We start from the raw sequence: 25,718 nt of genomic DNA, 5'->3' as shown, positions 1-25,718 counted from the left end.
AAATTACTTCTTGTTATTTTTAAGCTGGGGTAAAGCTGAACCCTGGCCCAATGATAGCAGGCCAGAGTCAGTATAAAGACCCAGTTTGGCGCGTGTATCTGTAATATCCAGATTACGCATAGTCAGCTGTCCAATACGGTCCATTGGTGTAAACATTGAATCACCTTTTTCCATAGTCAAGCGTTCAGCTTCATAGGTCAGGTTCGGAGATTCAGTGTTCATGATGGTGTAGTCATTACCACGACGCAGCTCTAACGTGACTGTACCCGTAATTGCTTTAGCAACCCAACGTTGGGCAGTTTCACGCAACATCAGTGCCTGAGAGTCAAACCAGCGGCCTTGATAAAGAAGACGACCTAAACGCAGACCATTGATACGGTATTGTTCAATGGTATCTTCATTATGAATACCCGTTACCAGACGTTCATAAGTGATATGCAGCAACGCCATGCCAGGTGCTTCATAAATACCACGAGACTTGGCTTCAATAATACGGTTTTCAATCTGGTCGGACATTCCCAGACCATGACGTCCACCAATACGGTTCGCTTCAAGAATAAGTTCCACCGGATTATCAAAACGTTGGCCATTTAATGCAACTGGCATACCTTCTTCAAAAGTCACGGAAACTTCTTCAGCTTTAACTTCGACTTCATCTTTCCAGAACGCTACCCCCATAATTGGCTCGACAATCTTGATGCCGGCATTCAGGTATTCAAGATCTTTGGCTTCATGAGTTGCACCCAGCATATTTGAGTCGGTCGAGTAGGCCTTTTCTTTTGACATTTTGTAGTCAAAACCGTTATCGATGAGGAACTGTGACATTTCAGCACGGCCACCAAGTTCATCAATAAAGGTCTGGTCTAGCCAAGGTTTATAAATTTTCAGGTTAGGATTGGTAAGCAGACCATAACGATAAAAACGCTCAATATCGTTGCCTTTATAAGTTGAGCCATCACCCCAGATGTTGACATCATCTTCTTTCATGGCCGTTACCAGCATAGTACCGGTGACTGCACGACCTAATGGAGTGGTATTAAAATAAGGCATACCGCCTGTACTGATATGGAATGCGCCACATTGAATTGCAGCAATACCTTCAAGTGCAAGTTGCAGGCGGCAGTCGATCAAGCGAGCTTTTACCGCACCATAATTTTCAGCTTTCTTTGGAATGGCATCATAGTCATCTTCATCAGGCTGACCAAGATTTGCAGTATACGCATAAGGCTCTGCACCTTTTTGTTTCATCCACAATAAAGCAGCAGAAGTATCCAGGCCACCAGAGAAGGCAATTCCGACTTTTTTGCCTACTGGTACATGCTGCAAAATGGTTGCATTATCAGTCATTGCTAGTCCTAACTATAAAACAGGCACCACGAATTGGCTGCCATTGAAAAATCTATAAACATTTTATTGTAACACTTTTAAACGAACATGTTTTCTTAAAAAAAAGACAAACTTTAAAAATTATAGGGGCGCTAAATTTATAATTACGCTTTTATGAGTTAACTCAGTTCATAGAAATTAATAAGGAGGTTTTATTTAGAGCAGAAAATAATACGGGCTTTTCTTGACTCTATTTCATCATATTTTAAGTTTTAAAAAATCTATAAGACTAAAGTTTTACAAGAGCATTAAAAGTACAGTTTTTAATACTTTGAATTTAAATATTCTATTTATTAAACAATATATTAAGAAAAAATAGAGAATTTTTATTTTAAATTGACTTTGCCAGAAATTAAACATTTTCTAATTTAAATTGGTATGACCAATTTTATAGATAAAATTTTATATTGATCTTTAAATAAGCAAAATTTAGGATAATTAAAGTAATTAAAAGATTTATTGTTCTTTAAAGTAAATATTGGTCTGACCAATTATTGTAGGGTTAGACTAGTTAATATCTCGTGAGCATATCAAGGAGAAGAATGTGCTTTCACAATGGCAACAGATTTATGATCCGATGGGGAATTTATGGATTTCCAGCTTGGTCGCCCTGATTCCAATTATTTTCTTTTTTCTGGCATTGGCAGTTTTCCGTTTAAAAGGAAGTGTAGCGGGAACAATTACGGTGGTACTGGCTTTGCTGGTTTCACTTTTTGCTTATGGCATGCCGACCGATATGGCATTTGCCTCGGTAATTTATGGTTTCTTCTATGGTTTATGGCCAATATCCTGGATCATCATTGGTGCAGTATTCCTGTATAAAGTTTCTGTTAAAACAGGCCAGTTCGATGTAATCCGTTCTTCAATTTTATCTATTACTGAAGACCAGCGTTTGCAAATGCTGTTGGTCGGATTTGCTTTTGGTACCTTTCTTGAGGGAGCAGCAGGTTTTGGTGCACCGGTTGCGATTACTGCGGCATTACTGGTCGGTTTGGGCTTTAAGCCATTGTATGCTGCCGGTCTGTGCCTGATTGTGAATACCGCACCCGTTGCCTTTGGCGCAATGGGTATTCCAATTATCGTAGCGGGGCAGGTGTCTGGTGTAGATACCATGGAAATCAGCCAGATGGTAGGCCGCCAGTTACCGTTTATGGTGCCAATCGTACTGTTCTGGATTATGGCCATTATGGATGGCTGGCGCGGAATTAAAGAGACCTGGCCGGCTGTAATTGTAGCAGGCGGTGCATTTTCACTGGCACAGTATTTGACCTCAAACTTTGTAGGGCCTGAATTACCAGATATTACTGCGGCCATTGCGTCACTGGTGAGCCTGACAATCTTATTAAAATACTGGAAGCCTAAGCATATCTTTCGTTTTAAAGATGAAAATGACAGTCAGGTCGATGCCGAGCTGCTGGCTTCACAGAAGCAGAAATTCAGTATAGGCCAGATTGCCAAAGCCTGGTCACCATTTGTGATTTTGACAGCGATGGTAACTCTATGGAGTATCAAGCCTTTTAAAGATCTATTTGCTAAAGATGGTCCAATGCAGGATTGGGTGATTTCGATCAAGGTTCCTTATTTGCATCAGCTGGTTCAGAAAGTGCCTCCAGTGGTACCCGAAGTTAAGGACTATGATGCTATCTTCAAATTTGACTGGCTCTCAGCAACCGGTACAGCAATTATTATTGCGGCGCTTATTACGATTGTTTATCTGAAAATGAAGCCACGTGAAGCACTGGTGACTTTTGGCGAGACAGTAAATGAACTAAAGACCCCGATTTACTCGATAGGCATGGTTCTGGCCTTTGCATTCATTGCGAATTACTCAGGAATGTCAGCAACATTGGCATTAGCCTTGGCGCATACTGGTAATGCTTTTACCTTCTTCTCGCCATTCTTGGGCTGGTTGGGCGTGTTCCTCACAGGTTCAGATACTTCTGCCAATGCACTGTTTGCAGCATTACAGGCAACTACTGCCCAGCAGATTGGTGTGCCAGAAGTTTTACTGGTAGCTGCCAATACCAGCGGTGGAGTCACCGGCAAGATGATTTCTCCGCAGTCGATTGCCATTGCCTGTGCAGCAGCAGGACTGGTAGGTAAAGAGTCCGATCTGTTCCGCTTTACGGTTAAACACAGTATAACCTTTACCGTAATGATTGGTATCATTATCACTCTACAGGCATATGTGTTCCCATGGATGATTCCATAGGATAGAAAGAGGAAGTGCAGGGTGAAGGTCTCCGATAAAGTTATACAAAGTTTGTATCAGCTGATTGAACAGCAAGGAATGAAAGTCGGAGATCGCCTCGCTTCTGAGCGTAAGCTATGTGAACAGCTTGGTGTATCGCGCTCCTCATTACGGGAGGCCCTACAGCAGTTAAATACTCAAGGTATAGTGCAGAGCCGGTTAGGAGATGGTACTTATATTTGCCAACTGCCTGTTACCTGGTCACAGCATAAAATTGTTCAGCCTCTAAGCGGCCTGATTGACCAGGATCCACTTTACCGCTTCGATGTGCAGGAAGCACGGTTGGTACTGGAAGGGGGAACAGCCTGGTATGCAGCTTTACGCTCTACTGCTGAGGACCGTGTCAAGATTCATCACTTTTATGACCAGATCAGCCATTTCCAGTCAATTGGTGATCCGGATCAGGCTTCGGTAGCAGACGCCAAGTTTCATCTGGCAATTGCTGAAGCATCTCATAACCTGGTCCTGATACAGACCATGCGTGGCCTGTTTGATCTGTTGCAATACAACGTGGTGCTGGGTCGCCGTAAAGTCTATTCAGAGTCAGACCGCTTTGACCAGTTGCATTTACAGCATTTCAAGGTCATGGATGCAATTGACCGTAAAGATCCGCAGGCAGCCCGCATGGCAGTTTGTGGCCATATCGAATTTGTTATACAACAGGTACGCTCGATTGATGAGGAAGAAGCCCGTCATCAGCGTGCCAGTCGCTTAAACAGGATTTAAAATGATTATTTCATCTTCTAATGATTATCGTGAAGCAGCGCGACGCCGTTTACCTCCATTTCTGTTTCATTATATTGATGGCGGGGCATATGCGGAATATACCCTGCAACGAAATGTAGAAGACCTTTCCAAAATCGCTTTGCGGCAGCGTGTCTTAAATGATATGTCCGAACTGAGTCTGGAAACCAAGCTGTTTAATGAAACCCTGTCGATGCCAGTTGCTCTGGCACCAGTTGGCCTGACCGGAATGTACGCTCGCCGTGGGGAGGTTCAGGCCGCGGTTGCTGCAGAGAAAAATGGCATACCTTTTACTCTGTCAACGGTATCAGTCTGCCCAATTGAAGAAGTTGCACCAGCCATCCAGCGCCCGATGTGGTTTCAGCTTTATGTATTGCGTGACCGGGGCTTTATGAAAAATGCATTGGAGCGTGCCAAGGCTGCAGGCTGTTCGACTCTGGTCTTCACCGTAGATATGCCGGTACCAGGTGCACGTTACCGTGATGTTCATTCAGGCATGAGCGGACCTAATGCTGCCATGCGCCGCTATATGCAGTCCTTTATGCATCCACACTGGGCATGGAATGTTGGACTGATGGGACGTCCACATGATCTGGGCAATATTTCTAAATACTTGGGTAAACCAACCGGCCTAGAAGATTATATTGGCTGGTTAGGGGCAAACTTTGACCCGTCCATTTCCTGGAAAGATCTGGAATGGATCCGTGAATACTGGGATGGTCCAATGGTCATTAAAGGTATTCTGGACCCTGAAGATGCCAAAGATGCGGTGCGTTTTGGCGCTGATGGAATTGTGGTATCTAATCATGGTGGACGTCAGCTAGATGGCGTATTGTCTACTATCCGTGCATTACCGGCTATTGCAGATGCTGTTAAAGGCGATCTGAAAATTATGGTCGATTCGGGAGTCCGTAACGGACTTGATGTAGTACGTATGATTGCGCTTGGGGCTGATTTATGTCTGTTGGGTCGTGCTTTTGTCTATGCATTAGGTGCTGCCGGCGGTGAAGGTGTAAATCACCTGCTTGAGCTGATTAACAAGGAAATGCGAGTTGCCATGACACTAACTGGCGCTAAAACTATTCAGGATATTTCTTCTGAATGTCTGGTCAAGCGCATCATGGAGTAAAACTGTGTCTATCACCGCCTCTAAAGTCATACAGCAGTTTCAGCAAGTGGTCGGAGAAAAATTTGTACTTACCGATGAGCAGGAAACCCGTCTTTACCGGCAGGGTCGACGTTTTGGTGAAGGACAGGTTCTAGCCGTAGTAGCTCCCGGTAGCCTGATTGAACAATGGCGTATTTTACAGATTGCAGTGGCTGCGGATTGTATTGTAATTATGCAGGCCGCCAATACTGGCCTGACTGGAGGCTCTACACCTTATGGTCATGATTATGACCGTCCAGTAGTACTGATCAGTACCCGTCGGTTAGCCGGTATACAGGTTATCAATTCAGGAAAGCAAGTTATATGCTTGCCGGGAGCAACTTTAGATGCATTAGAAAAAGCCCTGTTACCCTTTAACCGGGAACCGCATTCAGTGATTGGTTCCTCCTGTATAGGTGCCTCTGTATTAGGGGGAGTGTGTAATAACTCTGGCGGTGCACTGGTAAGACGTGGGCCGGCGTACACCGAACTGGCCTTATATGCTCAGGTTGATGAACAGGGACAACTGCATCTGGTTAATCACTTGGGAGTAAGTTTAGGTACCCAGCCAGAACAGATTCTGATACGTCTGCAAAATGGTGAGTATCAGGAAAAGGATATTGATTACAGTCCGCAGCACCGCGCTTCTGATCCTCATTATGGTCATGACGTGCGTCAGGTTGATCTTGATACACCGGCGCGTTTTAATGCTGACCCTAACCGGTTGTTTGAAACTTCAGGTTCTGCCGGCAAGGTCTGTGTTTTCGCAGTGCGGCTGGATACTTTTGAAAAATTACCAAGTCAGGTGTTTTATATTGGAACCAATAGTCAGGATGATCTGACTGCAATTCGACGCTATTTACTGACACAATTGCCGCGTCTGCCGATTGCAGGTGAGTATATTCATCGGGTAGCGTATGACATTGGCGAGAAATATGGAAAGGATACCTTTCTGTTTATCGAAAAATTTGGAACTGCGCGGGTCCCTAAAGCTTTTGCCATGAAAGACAAAATTGATGGCATGCTGGAAAAAGTCAAAATCAGAGGATTAACCGACAAGGTTTTACAGCTGTTAACCGGCGTTTTGCCACCCCATTTACCGCAGCGTATGGCCGAGTTCCGTAACCGCTATGAACATCATTTACTACTTCGTATCGAAGATCAGGATATAGCACAGGTAGAAAGTTACTTGCAGGAGTATTTTAAAATACACTCTACAGGTAACTATTTTCTGTGTAATGAAGAAGAAGGCCGTAAAGCTTTTTTACACCGATTTGCCATTGCAGGAGCAGCTATACGTTATCGTGATGTACATCGCCGGGAGGTCGAAGACATTGTGGCGCTCGATATTGCCCTAAAACGCAATGACCGGGAGTGGCTGGAAACCTTGCCTGAGTCAATGGAAGAGCAGATTATACATAAACTCTACTACGGTCATTTCTTGTGCCATGTTTTTCATCAGGATTACATCGTCAAGAAAGGGGTTGATCCATTGGCTATGGAGCATGCCATGTGGAAACTGCTAGATCAGCGTGGTGCCGAATATCCGGCCGAACATAATGTTGGACATTTATATGTAGCCAAGCCTGCTTTAAAACAACACTATCAAAAGCTTGATCCAACCAACAGTTTCAATGTGGGCATTGGTTATACTTCCAGAAAAAAATATTGGTCATAAACCAAATTCTTTTAACTGTGCTTTTAAGAACTATTTATTAAAAGCACAGTTAAATTCTTCCCCGCAATACTCTTAAAGCCACCCTATATTTATATTTAAATTTTTTAAATAGCCTAAGCTTAAAATTGACGTTCAAGTCTTTATCCTTCAAATAAACAGCCATAAACAATATAAAAAAATCAGTTAAAGTAGATGCAACAAATTGCAAAGCCCACTAATTACAAGGATATCCTATGACCAGCTATGCAAATATTTTAAAGCCATTAGATTTGGGATTTACTACAATTAAAAACCGGATAGTAATGGGGTCTATGCATACCGGGCTGGAAGACCGTTTTTATCATTATCCGAAGCTTGCGGCCTATTTTGCCGAGCGTGCCAAAGGTGGAGTTGGACTCATTATTACCGGAGGTATAGCACCTAATCGAGAGGGCTGGCTATCGCCAATGGGAGGCACCATGAACAGTCTGGCCGACATTCCCCATCACCGGTTGGTCACTCATGCTGTACACAAACATGGCGCTAAAATTTTGCTTCAGATTCTGCATTCTGGGCGTTACGGTTATCAGCCACTGGTCGTTTCTGCCAGTCCGGTTAAATCACCTATTTCCCTGTTTAAACCACGAGAAATGAGTGAGCGTAATATCCTGACTACTATTAAGGATTATGCACATGCTGCCAGCCTTTCAAAAAAGGCGGGCTATGATGGGGTTGAAATTATGGGCTCGGAAGGGTATCTGTTAAACCAGTTTATGAGTCGGCATGTCAACCAGCGTCAAGACCGATGGGGCGGCACACTGGAAAACCGGATGCGGTTTTCACTTGAAATTGTAAAAGCTATCCGTGAGGCAGTGGGGGAGAAATTTATTATCTGTTTTCGTTTATCAATGCTGGATCTGGTTGATAACGGTAATACCATGGATGAAGTCATCCAGATTGCCCAGGCGTTAGAAAAAGCAGGTGTAACTTTGCTAAATACCGGGATTGGCTGGCACGAAGCGCGTATTCCGACCATTGTTACCTCTGTACCGCGTGCTGCTTTCGTCGATTATACCGCTGAAGTGAAGCAGTATGTGAATATACCGGTCATTGCCTCAAACCGTATTAATATGCCGGAGACTGCCGAAATCATTCTGGCTGAAGGAAAAGCCGATATGGTACAAATGGCACGCCCATTTCTGGCTGACCCTTTTTGGGTAGATAAAACTGCTACAGACCGTGTCAATGAAATTAACACTTGTATCGCCTGTAATCAGGCCTGCTTGGACCATACATTTAAATGGCAGCGTGCAACCTGTCTGGTCAATCCGCGGGCAGCTTATGAAACAGAACTGGTCTACGTGCGTACAAAAAAACCTAAGCGGATTGCTGTAGTGGGGGCTGGGGTTGCCGGAATGTCTGCGGCTACAGTTGCTGCGGGACGAGGGCACCAAGTGACTTTATTTGAAGCAAGTGATGAAGTCGGGGGACAGTTTAATTTAGCCAAAGTTGTGCCAGGCAAAGAAGAGTTTCATGAAACCATTCGCTACTTTAAGGTTCAAATTGAGAAAACCGGCGTAGAGCTTCGCTTAAATACCCGCATTAATCGGGAGCAGTTAGAGCGTGAAGGATATGATGAAATTGTGGTTGCCACAGGTGTTATACCGCGTCAGCTTAAAATTGCTGGCAGTGAAGCGCCGCAGGTTTTGTCTTATGCAGAAGTGCTTAAGGGCGCAAAAGTGGGATACAGGGTTGCAGTGATAGGAGCAGGAGGAATTGGTTTTGATGTTTCTGAATTTTTACTCAAACCTGTCTCACAGCCTCAGCCACAACCTTTAACTGAATGGCAACGTGAGTGGGGCGTAGATTTAGAATCTCATTACCATACGGAAGGTGGAATGGTTTCGGCCGAATTGGAAACACCCGTTCGGGAAATTTATTTACTGCAGCGCAAACCTACGCCCTTAGGTGCAGGGCTTGGTAAGACAACAGGCTGGGTGCATCGTGCACAACTGAAAAAGCATCAGGTACGTATGTTGTGCGGTGTAAATTATAAAGCAATTACTGATGAAGGCTTATGGATTTCTCACGATGGGCATGACCAGCTGCTCCGTGTCGATACGATTGTAGTATGCGCTGGACAGGAATCCGTTAAAGATTTGATGCCACAGGGTGGAAAGAAAGTGCTGGCCAACTATCACATTATTGGAGGAGCAAAGCTGGCAGCAGAGCTTGATGCCAAGCGTGCTATTCGTGAAGGAGCTGAATTGGCTGCAAAGCTTTAACTAAATGATGAAACAATAGACATTTGACTATAAAGCACTAAAATTTTTCTTGAATAAAATGAAGAGGCTTTGTATTCTTAGCGGCATGGAAGCGTGGCAGAGCGGTTTAATGCACCGGTCTTGAAAACCGACGAGGGTTCACGCCCTCCGTGAGTTCGAATCTCACCGCTTCCGCCAGATATCTAAATAAGCCCTTGTATTTACAAGGGCTTATTTTTTTAACTATAGTTTCTTTACGTGTCTCTATAAAAAGTTAAAGCAGGCATACTTTTTTGCGTCATATTTGGAGCATAAAAGATGTGGTTTAAAAATTTTACCTAAAGCATTAACTTTTAAAGCTGATGCAATTTATAAAAGTTTCAACACTAAGCACTCTAATAAAGTTATTAAACTTTCTTTATAGATTTAAGAGTAAAAATAACGTAACTTTTTTAAATAAAGTCATATTTAGGTTTTATAGGTGGAGAGTAAAATACTCGTTTCACTATTATAGATACCTGAAATATTACGAATCCGTTCCAGTACTTTATCAAAATTCTCAAGAGTATCTGACTGTAATTCGACCAATATATCCCACTTTCCATTGGTTGTATGAAGACGTTGCACTGCTGACTCTAAACGTAATTCGCGAATGACCGCCTGAGCCTTAGTTCCTTCAACCATAATATTCATCCATGCACGGATCACATTTTTCTCTGCATTTGGGCGAAAACGTACCGTGTAGCCTGTGATAGTGCCTGAAGCCTCCATATATTCAATTCGCTTTTGAACAGTAGCTCTAGAAACACGCGCTTTTAGGGCTAAATCTGTAATAGACATTCTCGCATTATCTTTAAGTAAACCTAAAATAATATGGTCAATATTGTTCATTTTGATATTGGGTATTAGCAAATTGATAAAAATTAAATCATTTTAATATTTATAAATAATTTTTTGAATCAATTTGTTTATTAATAATAGTGCAAACATAAAGTCCCGAAGAGTTTTAGCTAGATCACTTGAAGTATTAAGCGTTCTTAAAAGGGTGCTGAATTACAAATAAGTTCTCAAGTACCGGGAATCTAGAGACAACAGGGACAATGGATTAATTAAGGAACAGATGATGTCTTTATCGTATACGGATCAGAATAATGGTGCTTGGCAAACTTACCTTACTCAAATTGACCGGGTAGCGCCCTATTTAGATGCTGATTTAAGTAATTTTATTAATACTCTTAAAAGACCAAAGCGTACTCTGATTGTTGATGTTCCAATTGTTATGGATGATGGGACAATTCGTCATTTTGAAGGTTACCGTGTACAGCACAATCTGTCACGTGGACCAGGTAAAGGTGGTATTCGTTATCATCAGGATGTTGAATTAAATGAAGTTATGGCCTTATCTGCCTGGATGACGATTAAAACTGCGGTATTGAATCTTCCATTTGGAGGTGCTAAAGGGGGAATTCGAGTCAATCCTAAAGAACTTTCACTACGTGAACTGGAACGTTTAACTCGTCGCTTCACCAGTGAGATCAGTTCAATTATTGGTCCTCAAATTGATATTCCTGCTCCAGATGTAGGTACGAATCCTAACATCATGGGCTGGATGATGGACACCTACTCAAGCATTAAAGGGCACACTGTAACAGGTGTCGTAACAGGCAAACCTGTACATTTAGGCGGTTCTCTCGGACGTGTACGGGCTACCGGTCGGGGCGTATTTGTAACGGGGCTGGAAGTAGCCAAGAAAATTCAGCTGCCTGTTGCAGGTAGCAAAGTCGCTGTGCAAGGCTTTGGTAATGTAGGAAATGAAGCAGCTTATCTGTTTAGTCATGCTCAAGCCAAAATTGTTTGTGTTCAAGACCATACAGGCACAATTTTTAATCCCGAAGGTTTAAGTGTTAAAGCATTACAAAAACATGTCACAGAGCATGGAGGCGTAATGGGCTTTGCTGAAGCTCAGGTGATTGCAGATGAAGATTTCTGGGATGTCGATATGGATATTCTTATTCCTGCGGCACTAGAAGGTCAGATTACAGTTGAACGGGCACAACGGCTTAAAGCTAAAATTGTTCTGGAAGGCGCTAATGGCCCGACCTATCCCGAAGCAGATGATGTTTTCGTGAGTCGTAATATTGTAGTGGTGCCAGATGTCATCTGTAATGCAGGTGGTGTAACGGTAAGCTATTTCGAATGGGTTCAGGATATGGCGAGTTACTTCTGGAGCGAGGAAGAGATTAACGAGCGTCTTGATAAATTAATGATTCAGGCCATCGCTGATGTCTGGAATACAGCAGAAAATAAAGCATGTAGCTTGCGTACAGCAGCTTATATTCTCGCATGTGAACGTATTTTAAAAGCACGTAAAGAACGCGGTATTTTCCCTGGATAAGTCAGTTTCATAAAGTCAGAGCCAAATATAAAACAGGAAGTGGGTAAATAAAATGAATGACGTAGCGATTACACGTAGCAACTTTAATGATTGGATGGTTCCAGTTTTTGCTCCAGCAAATTTTATTTTAGTTCGTGGGGAAGGTTCTCGTATTTGGGATCAAGACGATAAAGAATATATTGATTTTGCCGGTGGCATTGCAGTGAATGCTTTGGGGCATGCACATCCTGTTGCAGTAAATGCCCTGACTGAGCAGGCACAAAAACTTTGGCACATTGGCAATGGTTATACCAACGAGCCTGTTTTACGTCTCGCCAAGCAATTGGTAGAAAGTACTTTTGCCGACAAAGTGTTTTTCTGCAACTCGGGGGCAGAAGCGAATGAAGCTGCATTAAAACTGGCACGTAAGGTAGGCCTGCTAAGCGGTAATTCTGAAAAAAATCATATTGTAGCATTTAAAAATGCTTTTCATGGCCGTACTTTATTTACAGTGACAGCAGGTGGACAGCCAAAATATTCTCAAGATTTTGCACCATTACCAGGTGGGATTGAGCACACTGTATTCAACGATCTTGAAGCAGCTAAAGCGGTAATTACTGAAAATACATGTGCTGTTATTGTAGAACCGATTCAGGGCGAAGGCGGTGTTCTGCCAGCAGATATCGAATTCCTGAAAGGCTTACGTGCACTATGTGATGAAAAAGGTGCTGTACTGATTTTTGATGAAGTACAAACGGGCGTTGGCCGTACCGGTTCGCTTTATGCTTATATGAATACAGGGGTAACGCCTGATATTCTCACCACAGCAAAAGCATTAGGCGGTGGTTTCCCGATTGGTGCCATGATCACCACAGATCATTATGCCAACATGTATGCAGTGGGTGATCACGGTACCACCTATGGCGGCAACCCATTGGCCTGTGCAGTGGCGGGTGCGGTATTTGAATTTATCAATACATCACAAGTATTAGACGGCGTAAAACAACGTCATCAATATTTCATTGATGCCTTAAATAAAATCAATGCGCAATATGGCCTGTTCAAAGAAATCCGTGGTCAAGGTTTATTAATTGGCTGCGTGCTGAAAGATGAATACGCAGGTAAAGCCAAAAATATTGTGACACTGGCCGGTGAGGAAGGATTACTGGCTTTGGTTGCTGGAGCAGATGTGGTTCGTTTTACCCCTTCCTTAATTATTCCGCAAGAAGATATTGATGAAGGTCTGAACCGTTTCGCCCGTGCACTTGCACGTCTTTAAATCTTTTGTGAGCATCTAACCATGATGATTGTTAGACATGCAGCGCATCGGGATTTAGATGATATTTATCGTTTGGCGCAAAGAGCCGGTGAAACAGGGATTGGTCTGACTTCCTTACCACAAAATCGAGACATTCTAGCTGAACGTATTACACGTACCTCGCGTACTTTAGCGGGTCTGACCGAAAAGTGTGAGGCAAGTTATCTGTTTGTACTCGAAGACACCAGCCTGCAGAAAATTGTAGGTGTAAGTGCTATTGAAGTGGCAGTAGGGCTAAAGGAACCTTTTTATAATTTTCATGTGGCGAAGCAGGTCCATGCATCTAAAGCATTAAATGTTTATAAAACTTTAGATACCCTGTTTTTAAGTAATGACCATACAGGGTGTAGTGAGCTTTGCACCTTATTTCTTGATCCTGAATACCGTAAAAACCAGAATGGAAAATTTTTATCTAAAGTCCGTTTTCTGTTTATTGCGGCGTTTAGAACACATTTTGAAGAGCGGCTGATTGCAGAGATGCGAGGTTTTTCGGATGAAAAGGGTTACTCGCCATTCTGGGATGCATTAGGCCATCACTTTTTTGATATGGACTTCGCTGCTGCCGATTATTTAAGTGGGACCGGACAAAAAGTATTTATTGCTGAATTAATGCCTAGATTTCCGGTCTATGTCGATTTACTTGGCGCAGAAGCTCGGAAAGTTATTGCAGAGGTCCATCCACATACTTTACCGGCTGCAAAGGTATTGATGTCAGAAGGACTTAAGTATCAAGGTTATGTTGATATTTTCGATGCAGGTCCTACTTTGGAAGCCAATATTGCTGACTTACGCGCAGTCAAAGAAAGTCGTGTATTGAAGATCAAAATTACTGAGCAGGTCGAAACATCAAATAAACAGTATCTGATTGCAAATGATCAATATGCAGATTATCGCGTATTACTCATTAATAACCAGATATTAACTACCGATATCTTATTGGTGACGCCACAGCAGGCTCAAGCACTTAATGTCCAGGAACGGGATGAAGTGCGAGTTTTAGCATTAGAAAAAATGGAGAATAACTAATGTCACAAGGTGCATTATTCATTAATGATACCTGGATTCAGGGACAAGGGCCTGCGTTCAGTAAAAAAAATCCTGTCAGCAATGAGCAAATTTGGGCAGGGCATGAAGCCAGCCAGGCCGATGTTGAGCAAGCTTGTCATGCTGCTCGGCAGGCATTTCCAGCTTGGGCACGCTTAGCCTTAGAAGAACGAATTGCCATTATTGAGCGTTTTGCCGGCTTATTGGAACAACATAAAACCCAACTGGCTGAAGTGATTAGTCAGGAAACCAGTAAACCGCTATGGGAAACCTTAACCGAAGTACAATCAATGATCGGTAAAGTGGCGATTTCAATCCGCGCTTATCATCAACGGACTGGTTTTAGCGAAACTGAAATGCCAGATGGGGTGGCGTCGTTACGTCATCGTCCTCATGGCGTGCTGGCTGTATTTGGCCCGTATAACTTCCCGGGTCATTTACCAAATGGTCATATTGTTCCTGCACTGATTGCCGGCAATACCGTGGTGTTTAAACCAAGTGAACTCACCCCTTGGACTGCGGAAGAAACTGCAAAATTATGGCAACAGGCCGGTTTATCCAAAGGTGTACTGAACATCGTACAAGGTGGGCGTAGCACGGGTGAAGCACTTGCAGCAGCTGAACAAATAGATGGTTTACTGTTCACAGGCAGCGCCAACACAGGTTATCAATTGCATAAGCAAATGGCTGGTGCACCTGAAAAAATTCTTGCTTTGGAAATGGGCGGTAATAATGCCCTGATTATTGATGAAGCAACCGATATTGATGCGGTGGTGAATTTAGCCATTCAATCGGCTTTTGTTTCTGCGGGACAACGTTGTACCTGTGCACGCCGTATTATCGTTAAACAGGGTGCCAATGGGGATGCCTTCATTCAACGTTTTGTTGAAGTCGCTAAAAACTTGGTGGTTGGTGTCTGGAATGCTGAACCACAACCCTTTATGGGCGGGGTGATTTCTGCACATGCTGCGGAACAGATGCTGGCAGCACAAAGCAAACTGATTGCTCTAGGTGCAAAAGCATTGTTGGAAATGACGCGTCCACAAGCAGATAGTTCATTGCTCACCGCAGGCATTTTAGATGTAACCCAGGTTACCGATATTCCTGATGATGAATACTTTGGCCCGCTCACCACGATCTATCGCTATAACAGCTTCGATGAAGCCTTAAATATTGCCAATAACACCCGCTTTGGTTTGGCCGTAGGGCTGGTGTCACCTGACCGTGATTTATTTGATCGTGTATTGATTGAAGCGCGGGCAGGGATTGTGAACTGGAATAAGCCATTAACAGGTGCATCAAGTGCGGCACCGTTTGGTGGGGTGGGCGCATCGGGCAATCACCGTGCCAGTGCGTTCTATGCCGCAGATTATAGTGCATGGCCGATGGCTTCCCTGGAAAGTGACAGTGTGAGCTTACCCTCAAAATTGTCACCGGGCATTGTGCTGTAAGACGGACCACATCAGGACACATGGAGAAAAAAATGTCAGGTTATGAAATCAACTTTGATGGTCTGGTTGGGCCGACACATCATTATGCAGGTCTGTCTTTTGGCAATGTCGCATCAACTAAAAACCGTAATAATGCATCCAATCCGAAATTGGCCGCAAAACAAGGCTTGAAGAAAATGAAAGCGCTGGCGGATTTGGGACTCAAGCAAGGCGTGTTTGCCCCACAAGAGCGGCCACATGTGCCAACGCTACGCCGTCTGGGTTTTAGCGGCAGTGATATTGACGTGATTACCCAAGCCATGCGCACTGCGCCGGCACTGTTGTCGTCATTGAGCTCGGCTTCCTCCATGTGGACTGCGAATTCTTGTACGGTGTCGCCATCGGCAGATAGCGCGGACGGTCGCATGCATTTTACTGCGGCAAACCTGAACAATAAGTTCCATCGCTCAATTGAGCATCATACGACCACACGTATTCTGCAAGCAATGTTCAACAATGATGTATATTTTGCGCACCATGAAGCATTGCCTGAAGCCGCACTGTTTGGGGATGAAGGTGCAGCCAATCATAACCGCCTCGGTGGTGCTTATGATCAGGTTGGTGTACAGGTGTTTGTATATGGCCAGCAACAGATTGGCGGCGGGGTTGCTCCACAGAAATTTCCTGCACGTCAAACTCGTGAAGCAAGTGAGGCTATTGCCCGTTTGCACCGTCTCGATAATAATCGCACGATTTTTATCCAGCAAAATCCTGAAGTAATTGATCAGGGCGTTTTTCATAATGATGTTATTGCTGTCAGTAACCAGCAGGTTCTCTTTCATCATCAGCAGGCATTCTTAAATCAAACTGACGCATTGCAGGAAATCCGTCAGAAAATGGCAGGGATTGGGCAAGAGTTTGTGTCGATTGAAGTACCTGAAAGTCGAGTCAGTGTTGCTGATGCGGTATCGACCTATTTGTTCAATAGCCAGATTCTGACCCGTGCGGATGGCGGCATGAGTATTGTGGTACCGGAGGAATCTCGCCAGAACAAAGCAGTTTGGGACTATTTAAATGACATGATTCAAATGGGTACGCCAATTGATGACATCAAGGTGTTTGATCTGCGTGAAAGTATGCGAAATGGCGGTGGTCCTGCATGTTTACGCTTACGTGTGGCGGTGAATGAGGCGGAACTTGCTGCGATCAATCCAAACCTGTTTATGAATGATGCATTGTTCAAAACCCTGAATCAGTGGGTAGATCAATATTATCGTGACGAGTTAACCCAGGACGATTTGGCTGATCCGGATTTATTGATTGAGAGTCGCACCGCGCTGGATGAACTCACCAGGATTCTGGGTTTAGGTTCGGTTTATCACTTCCAGAGATAAATATTCAATAACGCTTTTAAGGATGAAAGTACATGGTTGATCTACTCGCGTTGACGTTGGCGCAACAGCCCCCTGAGCAGATACAGGGTGAAACGGCTGGATTTACATGGCAGTGGCTGGGTGAAGGGCTATTGCAATGTACGCCAAAAACGGCTTATCGAAAAACCATCGTGCTTTCGGCTGGTATTCATGGCAATGAAACGGCACCGATCGAATTGCTGGCACAGATCATTCAGGATTTGTTTTCCGGTCAGCTGGCTTTAGCGGTTCGTGTACTTTTCGTATTGGGCAATCCCGCTGCAATCCGACAAGGGGTTCGTTATCTTGAAAATGATATGAATCGCATGTTCTGCGGTGCTTACCAGCAATTGGCCCAAGATGGCGAAACTCAACGTGCAGCGTTATTGGAACAGGTTACTACACAGTTTTTTCAGCAAAGCCAGTCAAATGCACAACGCTATCATTATGATTTACATACCGCGATTCGTGAATCTTTACTTCCAGTTTTTGCCCTATTCCCTTACCAGATGCAGCCTTATGATGACTTTTTAATTCAAAGCTTAAAGGCTGCTGATCTGGATGCCTTGGTATACCACAATGCAGCTGGAAAAACTTTCACGCATTTCACCACTGAACGTTTTCAGGCCGCCAGCAGTACTTTGGAATTAGGTAAGGCCAAACCCTTTGGACAAAATGATTTGGCCGGGTTTTTCAGTACGGACCAGATGCTGCGTGCTGCACTTTCAGGTCAGGCCTTACCAAACAGACAGAAGCAGGATATTCGTCAGTTTAAGGTAATAGATTCAATCCTAAAAATAAATGATGACTTTAAACTGAACTTAAGTGCAGATGCACCTAATTTTTCTACCTTTCAACCAGGTGAGGTGATTGCTACACAGCAAGCGGGCAGCTATGTGGTACAGGATCAGCCGCTCTGGATTTTATTTCCTAATCCAGAAGTAAAAACGGGGCTTAGGGCAGGCCTGATTTTGAAAGAAATTAAATAGGTTAAAGCGATTAGAAACAGACGGGATGTCGGTAGAGAAGAATATACATGGAGTTTGAATATGGAAGCTCAGTAAAAATACAACAGGGATAAAAAATATCTTTTTGATATTAATTTTTTATGGAACTAAGCAGCAAGGACAGGTTGTCATAAGAAGACAGTTGGAGCAAGCGTGTATGAGTAACAACAATGAAAAAATATTTCCGTCAGGAGAAGTTCTGGGTGAGCAATATGTGGTTCAGCAAGACACATGTAGTAAGACAGAAGTTTCTGCAGCAGAGACAGATAAACCCCTAAAGCGTGCCATGACCAAGCGTCATTTAGTCATGATTTCACTGGGGGGCGCAATTGGAACAGGACTGTTTTTAGGCTCAGGTGATGTCATTTCTCAAGCTGGCCCAATAGGCGCCATTTTATCTTATCTGCTTGGGGGAGCGATTGCCTATATGGTGATGCTTTGTCTTGGGGAGCTTGCTGTACAAATGCCTGTATCGGGCTCATTTGGTGAATATGCAAGAATGTATATTGGTCCGGGTACAGGTTATATGATTACCTGGCTATACTGGTTAACTTGGACGGCTACTTTAGGCACTGAATTTACTGCGGCTGCACTGCTTATGCAGGAATGGTTTCCTTCCATTTCTATGTGGACATGGACATTGCTGTTTGCTGCTCTGGTTTTTGTACTCAATGTGAGCTCGACACGCTTATTTGCCGAATCTGAATTTTGGTTATCCTTGGTTAAGGTACTCACTATTTTATGTTTTATCGGATTAGGTTTGGCCGCTATTTTTGGTGTGATTTCCTATCATGGTCATGAATCTGCTCCGTTATTTAGCAAGCTGACAGAACATGGCTGGTTTCCAACCGGGATTTATCCCATTTTTGCCACCATGCTCATCGTTAATTTTGCTTTTTCTGGTACAGAATTAATTGGTGTAGCCGCCGGTGAAGCTGAAGAGCCAGCCAAGAATGTTCCCAAAGCCATTAATGCAGCTATCTGGCGTTTATTAATTTTCTTTGTTGGCACCATTGTGGTGATTTGTGCATTACTTCCATTTGAAATGGCGGGTATCAATTCAAACAGTGTTAGTAATAGCCCCTTTGTAACGGTCTTTAATTATATTGGAATACCTTATGCAGAAGATATTATCCGTTTTGTCATCATTACAGCATTATTATCTGCAGCAAACTCAGGGTTATTTGCTGCCTCTCGAATGATGTGGTCATTGTCCAGCAAAAATCAGTTGCCTAAAATCTTTGCCAAATTGACACGCTCTGGCACACCCATTGTTGCCATAATTGTAACTATGTTCGGGGCAATACCTGGTTTGTTATCTGAACAGTTTGCTCCTGAAACGATTTTCAAGAATCTGCTCGGTGTTGCTGCCTTTACCATGGTAGTAGTCTGGATTTCAATATGTGTATGCCAATTCAACTTTCGCAGACAGTGGATTAAATCAGGTAAAACGGTCAAGGATCTTAAATTCGCTGCACCACTATTTCCACTCACACCAATTTTAGGAGGGCTCTTCTGCGTCATTACATGTATCAGTATGGTTGCTGATCCTTCAATGCAAGTCGGTTTTATCTGTTGTATTCTATTTATGATTGCATGTTACTTGAGCTATAGCATTTTCTATAAAAATAGACCCTGCTCATAACAATAATGTAATATTTTACTCTACACAAAAGCTCTCTTTACTTGCTACACAGTATTTGGGTAAGTAAAGAAGAGTATATTAAATAGGTAGGTTTAATCTCATATCTAAATAATTATAAAAATAAAAACATCTTATTCTATATCTGATTTTTAATGATTATATAATTAATTGAATATTAATTAGAAATAGTATTTTATTAAATTTTTATTTAAATTGTAGGTATTATTTTTTTTGCTCTTTATTAATTAATTTTTATTTAATCTATTATTATTTTCTAAAATTTTTATATAAAATTTATGTTTTTCAAGTAATTTATGCTATAAATTTTACGCTCTGCCTAATTAATCTTATAACTTATTTTAGTATCTATGTGATGTATTATGCTTTTTAACTCCAATTTAATCTTTAAAAAGGTTATAGCTTTTTCAATTGTTGGTATATGTTCAAATCAGATTTTTGCTGCTTCTGAAACAGCTGAAAATACCCAAGACTTTGAACTCAGTGGTAATATTACTCTTACCAGCGATTACCGTTTCCGCGGGATTACCCAGACCCAAACTGATCCAGCTATTCAGGGAACCGCAACTCTGACACATAAAAGTGGATTATATTTTAGTGCTTTTGCCTCGAATGTAGATTATGGTACTGCAGACCCTCATATGGAACTTGATCCATCAATTGGCTATAGCACGCCTCTCAAATTATCAAGTTCAGTACCTGTAACTTTAGATATAGGTGCAAGTTACTATAACTATATTAGTGGTAATGAGGGTGATTATGCAGAGTTATATGCCAGACTTATTCTTGAACGTATATTAATAAATGATGACAGTCTATTAACAAGTCTGAGCTATACCAATGACTATGCAGGTCAAGACAAGAATAGCTGGAATGCTACGCTGGGGTATGCTGTACCGCTTGCCCAGACTAATTTCGGTGCGGTGGCCAGTATTGGCTATACTACTGTAGATGACTATGATTTTAATCAGCAAGGTGAAAATAGTTATTTCGACTATAAAGCTGGTCTGACTTATAATTTCGCTTCTTTCCCTGATGCAAGCGCAGAACTTGCTGTAGTGGGTACTAATCTGGATAAAGATGCGTTAGATCATGCTGGCAAGCGCGGTGTAGATACTGGCGCAGTATTTACCCTTACCAAAGCTTTTTAAGATGCGATAAGCTCAAAAGTATGACTGCGTACTTTTGAGCTTTATTTTTAGTAATCTGGCTATAAATATATTAATAAAAACAGTTTATATCAGTTAGATTATTCTCCAGGATATTCACTTTGATAAATATGAAATAGTTTTATGTCATTGTTTTTATTTTTTTAAAAAGTTTATATAGAAATTAGAATTTACGCAAAATTTACGCCCTTTAGTGCTTTATCAATAGAAAATTTACGGTGCCCTTTTTCATACTTGATAGTGGAATTTTCCAATGATCAAGGTTCGAAAAATGTTTACCCAATTTGCAGATGATGCGTACATGAGAATAAGTCATCATGGGGACGCGTTATTAAATAAGAAAAAATACCAGATGCTCCTTCTGTCTTCTAATTTATTGAAATAGGGGAAAGAGGCATGTTGGAATTCTTTTTATTGATCGCGCTGGTAGTAATTTTTGCTTTTCCTTTGGGGAAATATCTATCAGACGTGATGCAATATCACAAAATGAGAAGTGACATCCTGTTTAGCTGGATAGAAAAACCTGTTTACGCCGTACTGGGCACTCAGCCTCAACAGGAAATGAGTGCCAGAACCTATATATTGAGCTTTGTCTTAAGTTGTTTTGTAGTAGGCATGCTGGTCTGGATACTCTTTATGGTACAGGCATGGCTACCACTTAATCCAAACCATGCACCTAATATGTCATGGGACCTGGCTTTACACACCATGATTTCTTTCCTGACTAATACTAACCAGCAGCATTATTCTGGTCAGGCACAGCTATCTTATTTGTCACAAATGGTCGGTATTGTGGGCTTGCAGATAATTACGCCTATGATGGGGCTGGCTATGGTAGTTGCTACCTTGCGTGCGTTGTTTAATCTGAAACAGCCAGGACCTATCGAATGTGATAACAGTTCAGCGCTGGCCAGACTAAATGTAGGAAATTACTGGGCAGATGTAATTCGGCCAACATTCCGTTTTTTAATTCCACTTTGTCTACTCTGGTCGCTGCTACTGAACAGTCAGGGTGTACCTTCGACTTTTGAGGGCGGGCCAGAGGTTCAGGTAGTTCAACCTAATGCTGAACTTTCCACTCAGAAAATTCCATTAGGGCCTGTGGCACCGATGGTGGCAATTAAACAGCTTGGTAGTAATGGCGGCGGCTGGTATGGGCCAAACAGTAGTGTGCCCTTAGAAAATCCGACACCACTTTCCAATTTTCTGGAAATGTTGGCAATCTTGCTTATTCCAGTTTCTATTATTGTCATGCTGGGTTTTTTGACCAGACGTCCAAAATTTGCAGGCTTTGTATTTGGTTCAATGCTGCTGATGTCAGTCATCTCGGCGACTGGCGCAATCTGGTCAGAAAGCTTATCTGATACAGCCACAAATATCTCATCAATGGAAGGTAAAGAAGTCCGCTTTGCTGAGAGTTCTTCAGCACTCTGGGCTGCTGTGACAACGCAGGTGAATAATGGTTCTGTCAATATGATGCATGATTCATCCGCACCATTGACTGGACTGGTTGCATTGTCAAACATGTTGATCAATGCCATCTGGGGTGGAATTGGTTGTGGCTTGCAGCAGTTTTTGGTCTATCTGTTCCTGGCGGTATTTATTGCCGGGCTGATGACAGGTCGTACACCAGAGCTATTCGGCCGAAAAGTGGAAGCGCCTGAAATCAGATTACTGGCTGTGGTTATTCTTATTCAGCCAGTAATTATTTTACTGTTCACTGCAATAAGCCTGTTCTTTCCTGAACTTACTGGTAACAGTAATCCCGGGAGTCATGCAATCAGCCAGGTATTTTATGAATATGTTTCGGCCTTTGCCAATAATGGTTCTGGGTTTGAAGGACTGGCTGATAATACTGTCTGGTGGAATATCAGCTGTAGTATTGCACTGCTGGCAGGCTGCTTTCCGGCACTGATTATTCCTTTACTGATTGCTGCGCGTCTGGCAGTTAAACGGCAGGCACCTGAAAGTGCAGGCAGTCTGAAAGTAGAAACGCCAACGTTTGCCTTAACACTGATTGCTATTGTGGTCATGCTAACTCTTTTACAATTCATGCCCGTCTTGATCTTGGGACCCATTGCTGACCATTTACTACTGGTTCAGGGCTAAGGGGAAAATAATGAAATCTGTGAATCAAACACAAAAAGTTCCTGCTCTATACCAGAGCACTGCCTGGAAAAATGCCTTTATTAAACTGCTCCCACAGCACATGATTAAAAATCCGGTAATGGCAGTGGTATGGCTGGGAACCTTGATTACATTGTTCAGTACAGTGTTCGGACAGACCCAGCTGTTTTTTGGGATGACTGTTACTTTTATTCTTTTTATTACGGTCTTATTTGCCAATTATGCAGAAGCTGTAGCAGAGGCCAAAGGACGCGGGCAGGCAGCTTCCCTGCGGCAGGCTCGTCAGAACCTCACGGCCCGACGTTTAAAAACCTTGCAGGATAAGGAGGGCGAACAGATTGCTGCTACAGTACTGGCTCTAAATGATTTAATAGAAATCCGGGCAGGGGAGCTGATTCCTGCAGACGGTGAAATTGTGCATGGCTTTGCCACGATTAATGAAGCTGCGGTTACTGGCGAATCTGCACCCGTACTGCGTGAAGCAGGGACGGACCGTTCTGGTGTGATCGGAGGAACCAAAGTTCTGACTGACCGCATTATTGTACAGGTCACTGCTGAAACTGGACATAGTTTCCTGGACCGGATGATTGCACTGGTTGAGGGCTCAAACCGCCAGAAAACTCCCAATGAGATTGCTCTGGGGATTTTATTGACGGTTATGACCCTAACCTTTGTGCTGGTGGTAGCAACCCTGCCGGTCATAGCCAGATCTCTAGGTATTATTCTTGATCCGATTGTACTGGTGGCCTTACTGGTCTGCCTGATTCCGACAACGATTGGTGGTTTATTGCCTGCCATTGGTATTGCTGGCATGAACCGCGCATTAAAAGCCAATCTGATTGCCAAATCTGGCAAGGCGGTTGAAGTAGCGGGAGATGTCGATGTGCTATTACTGGATAAAACCGGAACCATTACTTATGGAGACCGTCAGGCAACTGCATTTTATCCACTAACTGGCGTAACACCATCTGAGCTACGTCAGGCAGCAGTATTAACATCATTTGCTGATCCTACACCAGAAGGTAAATCTGTGGTGTCTCTGGCAAAAGAACTGGGCGAGCATGTGCACCAGCCAGAACAAGCCGAATTTATTGCTTTCAATGCCGCCAGCCGTATTTCTGGAATTAATCTGGAAACTGGCCAGCAAATCCGCAAAGGAGCCATAGATGCAATCTTGAAATTTACCTCTCAGTCTCTTGAAAATAATCCTGAACTGAAAACACGGGTAGAGCAGGTAGCCTCCAAAGGTGCAACGCCACTGGTAGTCAGTTTAAACCAGAATATTCTTGGAGTGATTGAACTATCTGATGTGGTCAAACCCAGCATTAAAGAAAAATTTGCACGCCTGAGAGAGATGGGAATCAAGACCGTTATGATTACCGGTGATAATCCTCTGACTGCGGCTGCAATTGCAGCTGAAGCTGGCGTAGATGACTATATCGCCGAGGCTAAACCAGAAGACAAACTGGCCTGTATTCGCCGCGAGCAGCAAAATGGTCATCTTGTGGCAATGGTAGGGGATGGTACTAATGATGCACCGGCATTAGCACAAGCCGACATTGGTCTGGCTATGAATTCTGGAACTCAGGCTGCTAAAGAGGCCGGTAATATGGTAGATCTGGACTCAGATCCGACCAAACTGCTGGCAGTGGTTGAGATTGGGAAACAGCAGCTAATTACCCGCGGTACATTGACAACTTTCTCGCTGGCAAATGACATCTCTAAATACTTTGCAATATTACCGGCTTTATTTGTATTGGCTATTCCACAAATGCAGGTACTCAATGTCATGCAACTCGCCAGTCCGGAAAGTGCCATTCTTTCTGCACTGATCTTTAATGCCATTATTATTCCATTACTGATTCCACTAGCATTGCGCGGTGTCAAATTTACGCCTTCCACTTCAACTCAGCTATTACGCCGAAATATGCTGATTTATGGCGTGGGGGGAGTCATATTGCCTTTTGTTGCTATTAAGGGCATTGACCTGATTGTCAGCCTGATCATGGGTGTTTAAGGAGAATCATATGCAAATATTAACTCAGCCTGTTACACAGCCAGCCATGAGTGCTTTAATCAGGCCCGCAATCGGTTTAAGTCTGATCGCCTTAATAGTATGCGGATTTGGTTATAGTGCGACTGCAACAAAGATCGGACAAGCAATTTTTCCAGAGCAGGCTCATGGCAGCCTGATTAAATATGAAGGCAAGGTTGTTGGTTCCAAACTGGTGGCGCAGCCTTTTACTGCTCCTTCTTATTTCCATTCACGGCCATCAGTGGCCAATTATGACCCCATGGCGCTGGCGGGAAGTAATCTGGCCAGAACCAATCCCGAACTTCAGAAAGTGATCGCTGAACGTATTGTTCAGGTTGCCAGCCTTGAAGCAATTCAGCCAGATCAGATCCCTAAAGATCTGGTCACTGCTTCAGGAAGCGGGATTGACCCTGAAATTAGCGTACGGGCAGCTCTCATACAGGTAAAGCGTATTGCTGAACAGCGTAGTATGCCTGAACAGCAGGTAAGGGAACTTGTCCTTAAATACGCCCAGCAGCCAACATTTGGAGTATTAGGTTCAAACCGGGTAAATGTACTGGAGTTGAATCTTGCACTTGATCAGCTAAAACGAAAATAAGTTTTCAAGATTTCATTTATACTGAAATTGCACGTTCAGGATCATTAATACCTTGCTTAAGAGATTGATGATCCTCTGTTTTAAGAATGAAA

At 43.1% G+C, this 25,718-nt stretch carries 18 protein-coding genes and 1 tRNA gene; 17 read left to right on the top strand and 2 right to left on the bottom strand.

Annotated elements, in window-relative coordinates; translation table 11 throughout:
- Window positions 1-3 precede the first annotated feature (3 nt).
- The gene (gene argG / locus ACRAD_RS10150; RefSeq protein ID WP_005027172.1) at window positions 4-1,347 is read right to left on the bottom strand and encodes an argininosuccinate synthase; all 1,344 of its coding nucleotides are present in this window, start codon (window positions 1,345-1,347) and stop codon (window positions 4-6) included.
- A gap of 616 nt (window positions 1,348-1,963) precedes the next feature.
- Here argG and lldP point away from each other — a divergent pair.
- From lldP to ACRAD_RS10120, 6 genes are all read left to right on the top strand, one after another.
- Window positions 1,964-3,598 (top strand): L-lactate permease, encoded by a 1,635-nt coding sequence (gene lldP, locus ACRAD_RS10145; protein WP_248122120.1) that lies wholly within the window; start codon window positions 1,964-1,966, stop codon window positions 3,596-3,598.
- Between the two features lie 21 nt (window positions 3,599-3,619).
- The gene (gene lldR / locus ACRAD_RS10140; RefSeq protein ID WP_005019193.1) at window positions 3,620-4,363 is read left to right on the top strand and encodes a transcriptional regulator LldR; all 744 of its coding nucleotides are present in this window, start codon (window positions 3,620-3,622) and stop codon (window positions 4,361-4,363) included.
- 1 nt (window position 4,364) lies between these two features.
- Window positions 4,365-5,510 carry an FMN-dependent L-lactate dehydrogenase LldD gene (gene lldD / locus ACRAD_RS10135; protein WP_005027168.1) on the top strand — a complete coding sequence of 382 codons (1,146 nt, stop codon included), beginning with the start codon at window positions 4,365-4,367 and terminating at the stop codon, window positions 5,508-5,510.
- Between the two features lie 4 nt (window positions 5,511-5,514).
- Window positions 5,515-7,206: a D-lactate dehydrogenase gene (dld, locus tag ACRAD_RS10130; RefSeq protein WP_005027165.1), complete on the top strand. Its 1,692-nt coding sequence runs from the start codon at window positions 5,515-5,517 to the stop codon at window positions 7,204-7,206.
- Between the two features lie 233 nt (window positions 7,207-7,439).
- Entirely contained in the window at window positions 7,440-9,470 is a 2,031-nt protein-coding gene (locus ACRAD_RS10125) for an NADPH-dependent 2,4-dienoyl-CoA reductase (protein ID WP_005027163.1), read from the top strand.
- Between the two features lie 87 nt (window positions 9,471-9,557).
- Window positions 9,558-9,647, top strand: a tRNA-Ser gene (locus tag ACRAD_RS10120).
- Between the two features lie 270 nt (window positions 9,648-9,917).
- Here the strand turns inward: ACRAD_RS10120 and ACRAD_RS10115 are convergent.
- A complete protein-coding gene (locus ACRAD_RS10115) occupies window positions 9,918-10,340 on the bottom strand; it encodes an Lrp/AsnC family transcriptional regulator (protein WP_005027161.1) in 423 nt (140 codons plus the stop codon).
- Window positions 10,341-10,569: 229 nt separating this feature from the next.
- On the opposite strand from ACRAD_RS10115, the gene ACRAD_RS10110 reads away from it, so the two are divergent.
- The 11 genes from ACRAD_RS10110 to kdpC all read left to right on the top strand — a co-directional run bounded on the left by ACRAD_RS10110 (window position 10,570) and on the right by kdpC (window position 25,626).
- Window positions 10,570-11,844: a Glu/Leu/Phe/Val family dehydrogenase gene (locus tag ACRAD_RS10110; protein WP_026055441.1), complete on the top strand. Its 1,275-nt coding sequence runs from the start codon at window positions 10,570-10,572 to the stop codon at window positions 11,842-11,844.
- 52 nt (window positions 11,845-11,896) lie between these two features.
- Window positions 11,897-13,102 carry an aspartate aminotransferase family protein gene (locus ACRAD_RS10105; RefSeq protein ID WP_005027156.1) on the top strand — a complete coding sequence of 402 codons (1,206 nt, stop codon included), beginning with the start codon at window positions 11,897-11,899 and terminating at the stop codon, window positions 13,100-13,102.
- Between the two features lie 21 nt (window positions 13,103-13,123).
- Entirely contained in the window at window positions 13,124-14,167 is a 1,044-nt protein-coding gene (gene astA, locus ACRAD_RS10100; protein ID WP_005027153.1) for an arginine N-succinyltransferase, read from the top strand.
- A complete protein-coding gene (astD, locus tag ACRAD_RS10095; protein WP_005027151.1) occupies window positions 14,167-15,636 on the top strand; it encodes a succinylglutamate-semialdehyde dehydrogenase in 1,470 nt (489 codons plus the stop codon). The genes astA and astD overlap by 1 nt, the downstream gene beginning before the upstream one ends.
- Window positions 15,637-15,668: 32 nt before the next feature.
- On the top strand, window positions 15,669-17,009 hold the full coding sequence (gene astB, locus ACRAD_RS10090; protein WP_005027149.1) for an N-succinylarginine dihydrolase: 1,341 nt from the start codon (window positions 15,669-15,671) through the stop codon (window positions 17,007-17,009).
- A gap of 32 nt (window positions 17,010-17,041) precedes the next feature.
- Window positions 17,042-18,016: a succinylglutamate desuccinylase gene (astE, locus tag ACRAD_RS10085; RefSeq protein WP_005027147.1), complete on the top strand. Its 975-nt coding sequence runs from the start codon at window positions 17,042-17,044 to the stop codon at window positions 18,014-18,016.
- Window positions 18,017-18,191: 175 nt separating this feature from the next.
- A complete protein-coding gene (locus ACRAD_RS10080; RefSeq protein ID WP_005027143.1) occupies window positions 18,192-19,679 on the top strand; it encodes an amino acid permease in 1,488 nt (495 codons plus the stop codon).
- 380 nt (window positions 19,680-20,059) lie between these two features.
- A complete protein-coding gene (locus ACRAD_RS10075) occupies window positions 20,060-20,848 on the top strand; it encodes a TorF family putative porin (protein WP_005027141.1) in 789 nt (262 codons plus the stop codon).
- A 414-nt stretch (window positions 20,849-21,262) separates the two neighbouring features.
- The gene (kdpA, locus tag ACRAD_RS10070; RefSeq protein WP_005027140.1) at window positions 21,263-22,975 is read left to right on the top strand and encodes a potassium-transporting ATPase subunit KdpA; all 1,713 of its coding nucleotides are present in this window, start codon (window positions 21,263-21,265) and stop codon (window positions 22,973-22,975) included.
- Window positions 22,976-22,985: 10 nt separating this feature from the next.
- Window positions 22,986-25,010, top strand: coding sequence for a potassium-transporting ATPase subunit KdpB (kdpB, locus tag ACRAD_RS10065; RefSeq protein WP_005027137.1), 2,025 nt, complete (start codon window positions 22,986-22,988; stop codon window positions 25,008-25,010).
- 10 nt (window positions 25,011-25,020) lie between these two features.
- The gene (gene kdpC, locus ACRAD_RS10060) at window positions 25,021-25,626 is read left to right on the top strand and encodes a potassium-transporting ATPase subunit KdpC (RefSeq protein WP_005027135.1); all 606 of its coding nucleotides are present in this window, start codon (window positions 25,021-25,023) and stop codon (window positions 25,624-25,626) included.
- Window positions 25,627-25,718: the final 92 nt, after the last annotated feature.

It is taken from the genome of Acinetobacter radioresistens DSM 6976 = NBRC 102413 = CIP 103788 (genome assembly GCF_006757745.1).
Taxonomy (GTDB): domain Bacteria; phylum Pseudomonadota; class Gammaproteobacteria; order Pseudomonadales; family Moraxellaceae; genus Acinetobacter; species Acinetobacter radioresistens.
This window is presented reverse-complemented; position numbering and strand designations above follow the sequence as displayed.

Bases quoted from the DNA above. Each gene is read 5' to 3' on its own strand.
- ACRAD_RS10115 (WP_005027161.1), bottom strand. From the start codon at position 10,340: ATGAACAATATTGACCATATTATTTTAGGTTTACTTAAAGATAATGCG.
- argG (WP_005027172.1), bottom strand. From the start codon at position 1,347: ATGACTGATAATGCAACCATTTTGCAGCATGTACCAGTAGGCAAAAAA.
- kdpC (WP_005027135.1), top strand. From the start codon at position 25,021: ATGCAAATATTAACTCAGCCTGTTACACAGCCAGCCATGAGTGCTTTA.
- ACRAD_RS10105 (WP_005027156.1), top strand. From the start codon at position 11,897: ATGAATGACGTAGCGATTACACGTAGCAACTTTAATGATTGGATGGTT.
- ACRAD_RS10125 (WP_005027163.1), top strand. From the start codon at position 7,440: ATGACCAGCTATGCAAATATTTTAAAGCCATTAGATTTGGGATTTACT.
- astE (WP_005027147.1), top strand. From the start codon at position 17,042: ATGGTTGATCTACTCGCGTTGACGTTGGCGCAACAGCCCCCTGAGCAG.
- lldD (WP_005027168.1), top strand. From the start codon at position 4,365: ATGATTATTTCATCTTCTAATGATTATCGTGAAGCAGCGCGACGCCGT.
- ACRAD_RS10110 (WP_026055441.1), top strand. From the start codon at position 10,570: ATGATGTCTTTATCGTATACGGATCAGAATAATGGTGCTTGGCAAACT.
- ACRAD_RS10075 (WP_005027141.1), top strand. From the start codon at position 20,060: ATGCTTTTTAACTCCAATTTAATCTTTAAAAAGGTTATAGCTTTTTCA.
- kdpA (WP_005027140.1), top strand. From the start codon at position 21,263: ATGTTGGAATTCTTTTTATTGATCGCGCTGGTAGTAATTTTTGCTTTT.
- kdpB (WP_005027137.1), top strand. From the start codon at position 22,986: ATGAAATCTGTGAATCAAACACAAAAAGTTCCTGCTCTATACCAGAGC.
- astB (WP_005027149.1), top strand. From the start codon at position 15,669: ATGTCAGGTTATGAAATCAACTTTGATGGTCTGGTTGGGCCGACACAT.
- ACRAD_RS10080 (WP_005027143.1), top strand. From the start codon at position 18,192: ATGAGTAACAACAATGAAAAAATATTTCCGTCAGGAGAAGTTCTGGGT.
- lldP (WP_248122120.1), top strand. From the start codon at position 1,964: ATGGGGAATTTATGGATTTCCAGCTTGGTCGCCCTGATTCCAATTATT.
- astA (WP_005027153.1), top strand. From the start codon at position 13,124: ATGATGATTGTTAGACATGCAGCGCATCGGGATTTAGATGATATTTAT.
- astD (WP_005027151.1), top strand. From the start codon at position 14,167: ATGTCACAAGGTGCATTATTCATTAATGATACCTGGATTCAGGGACAA.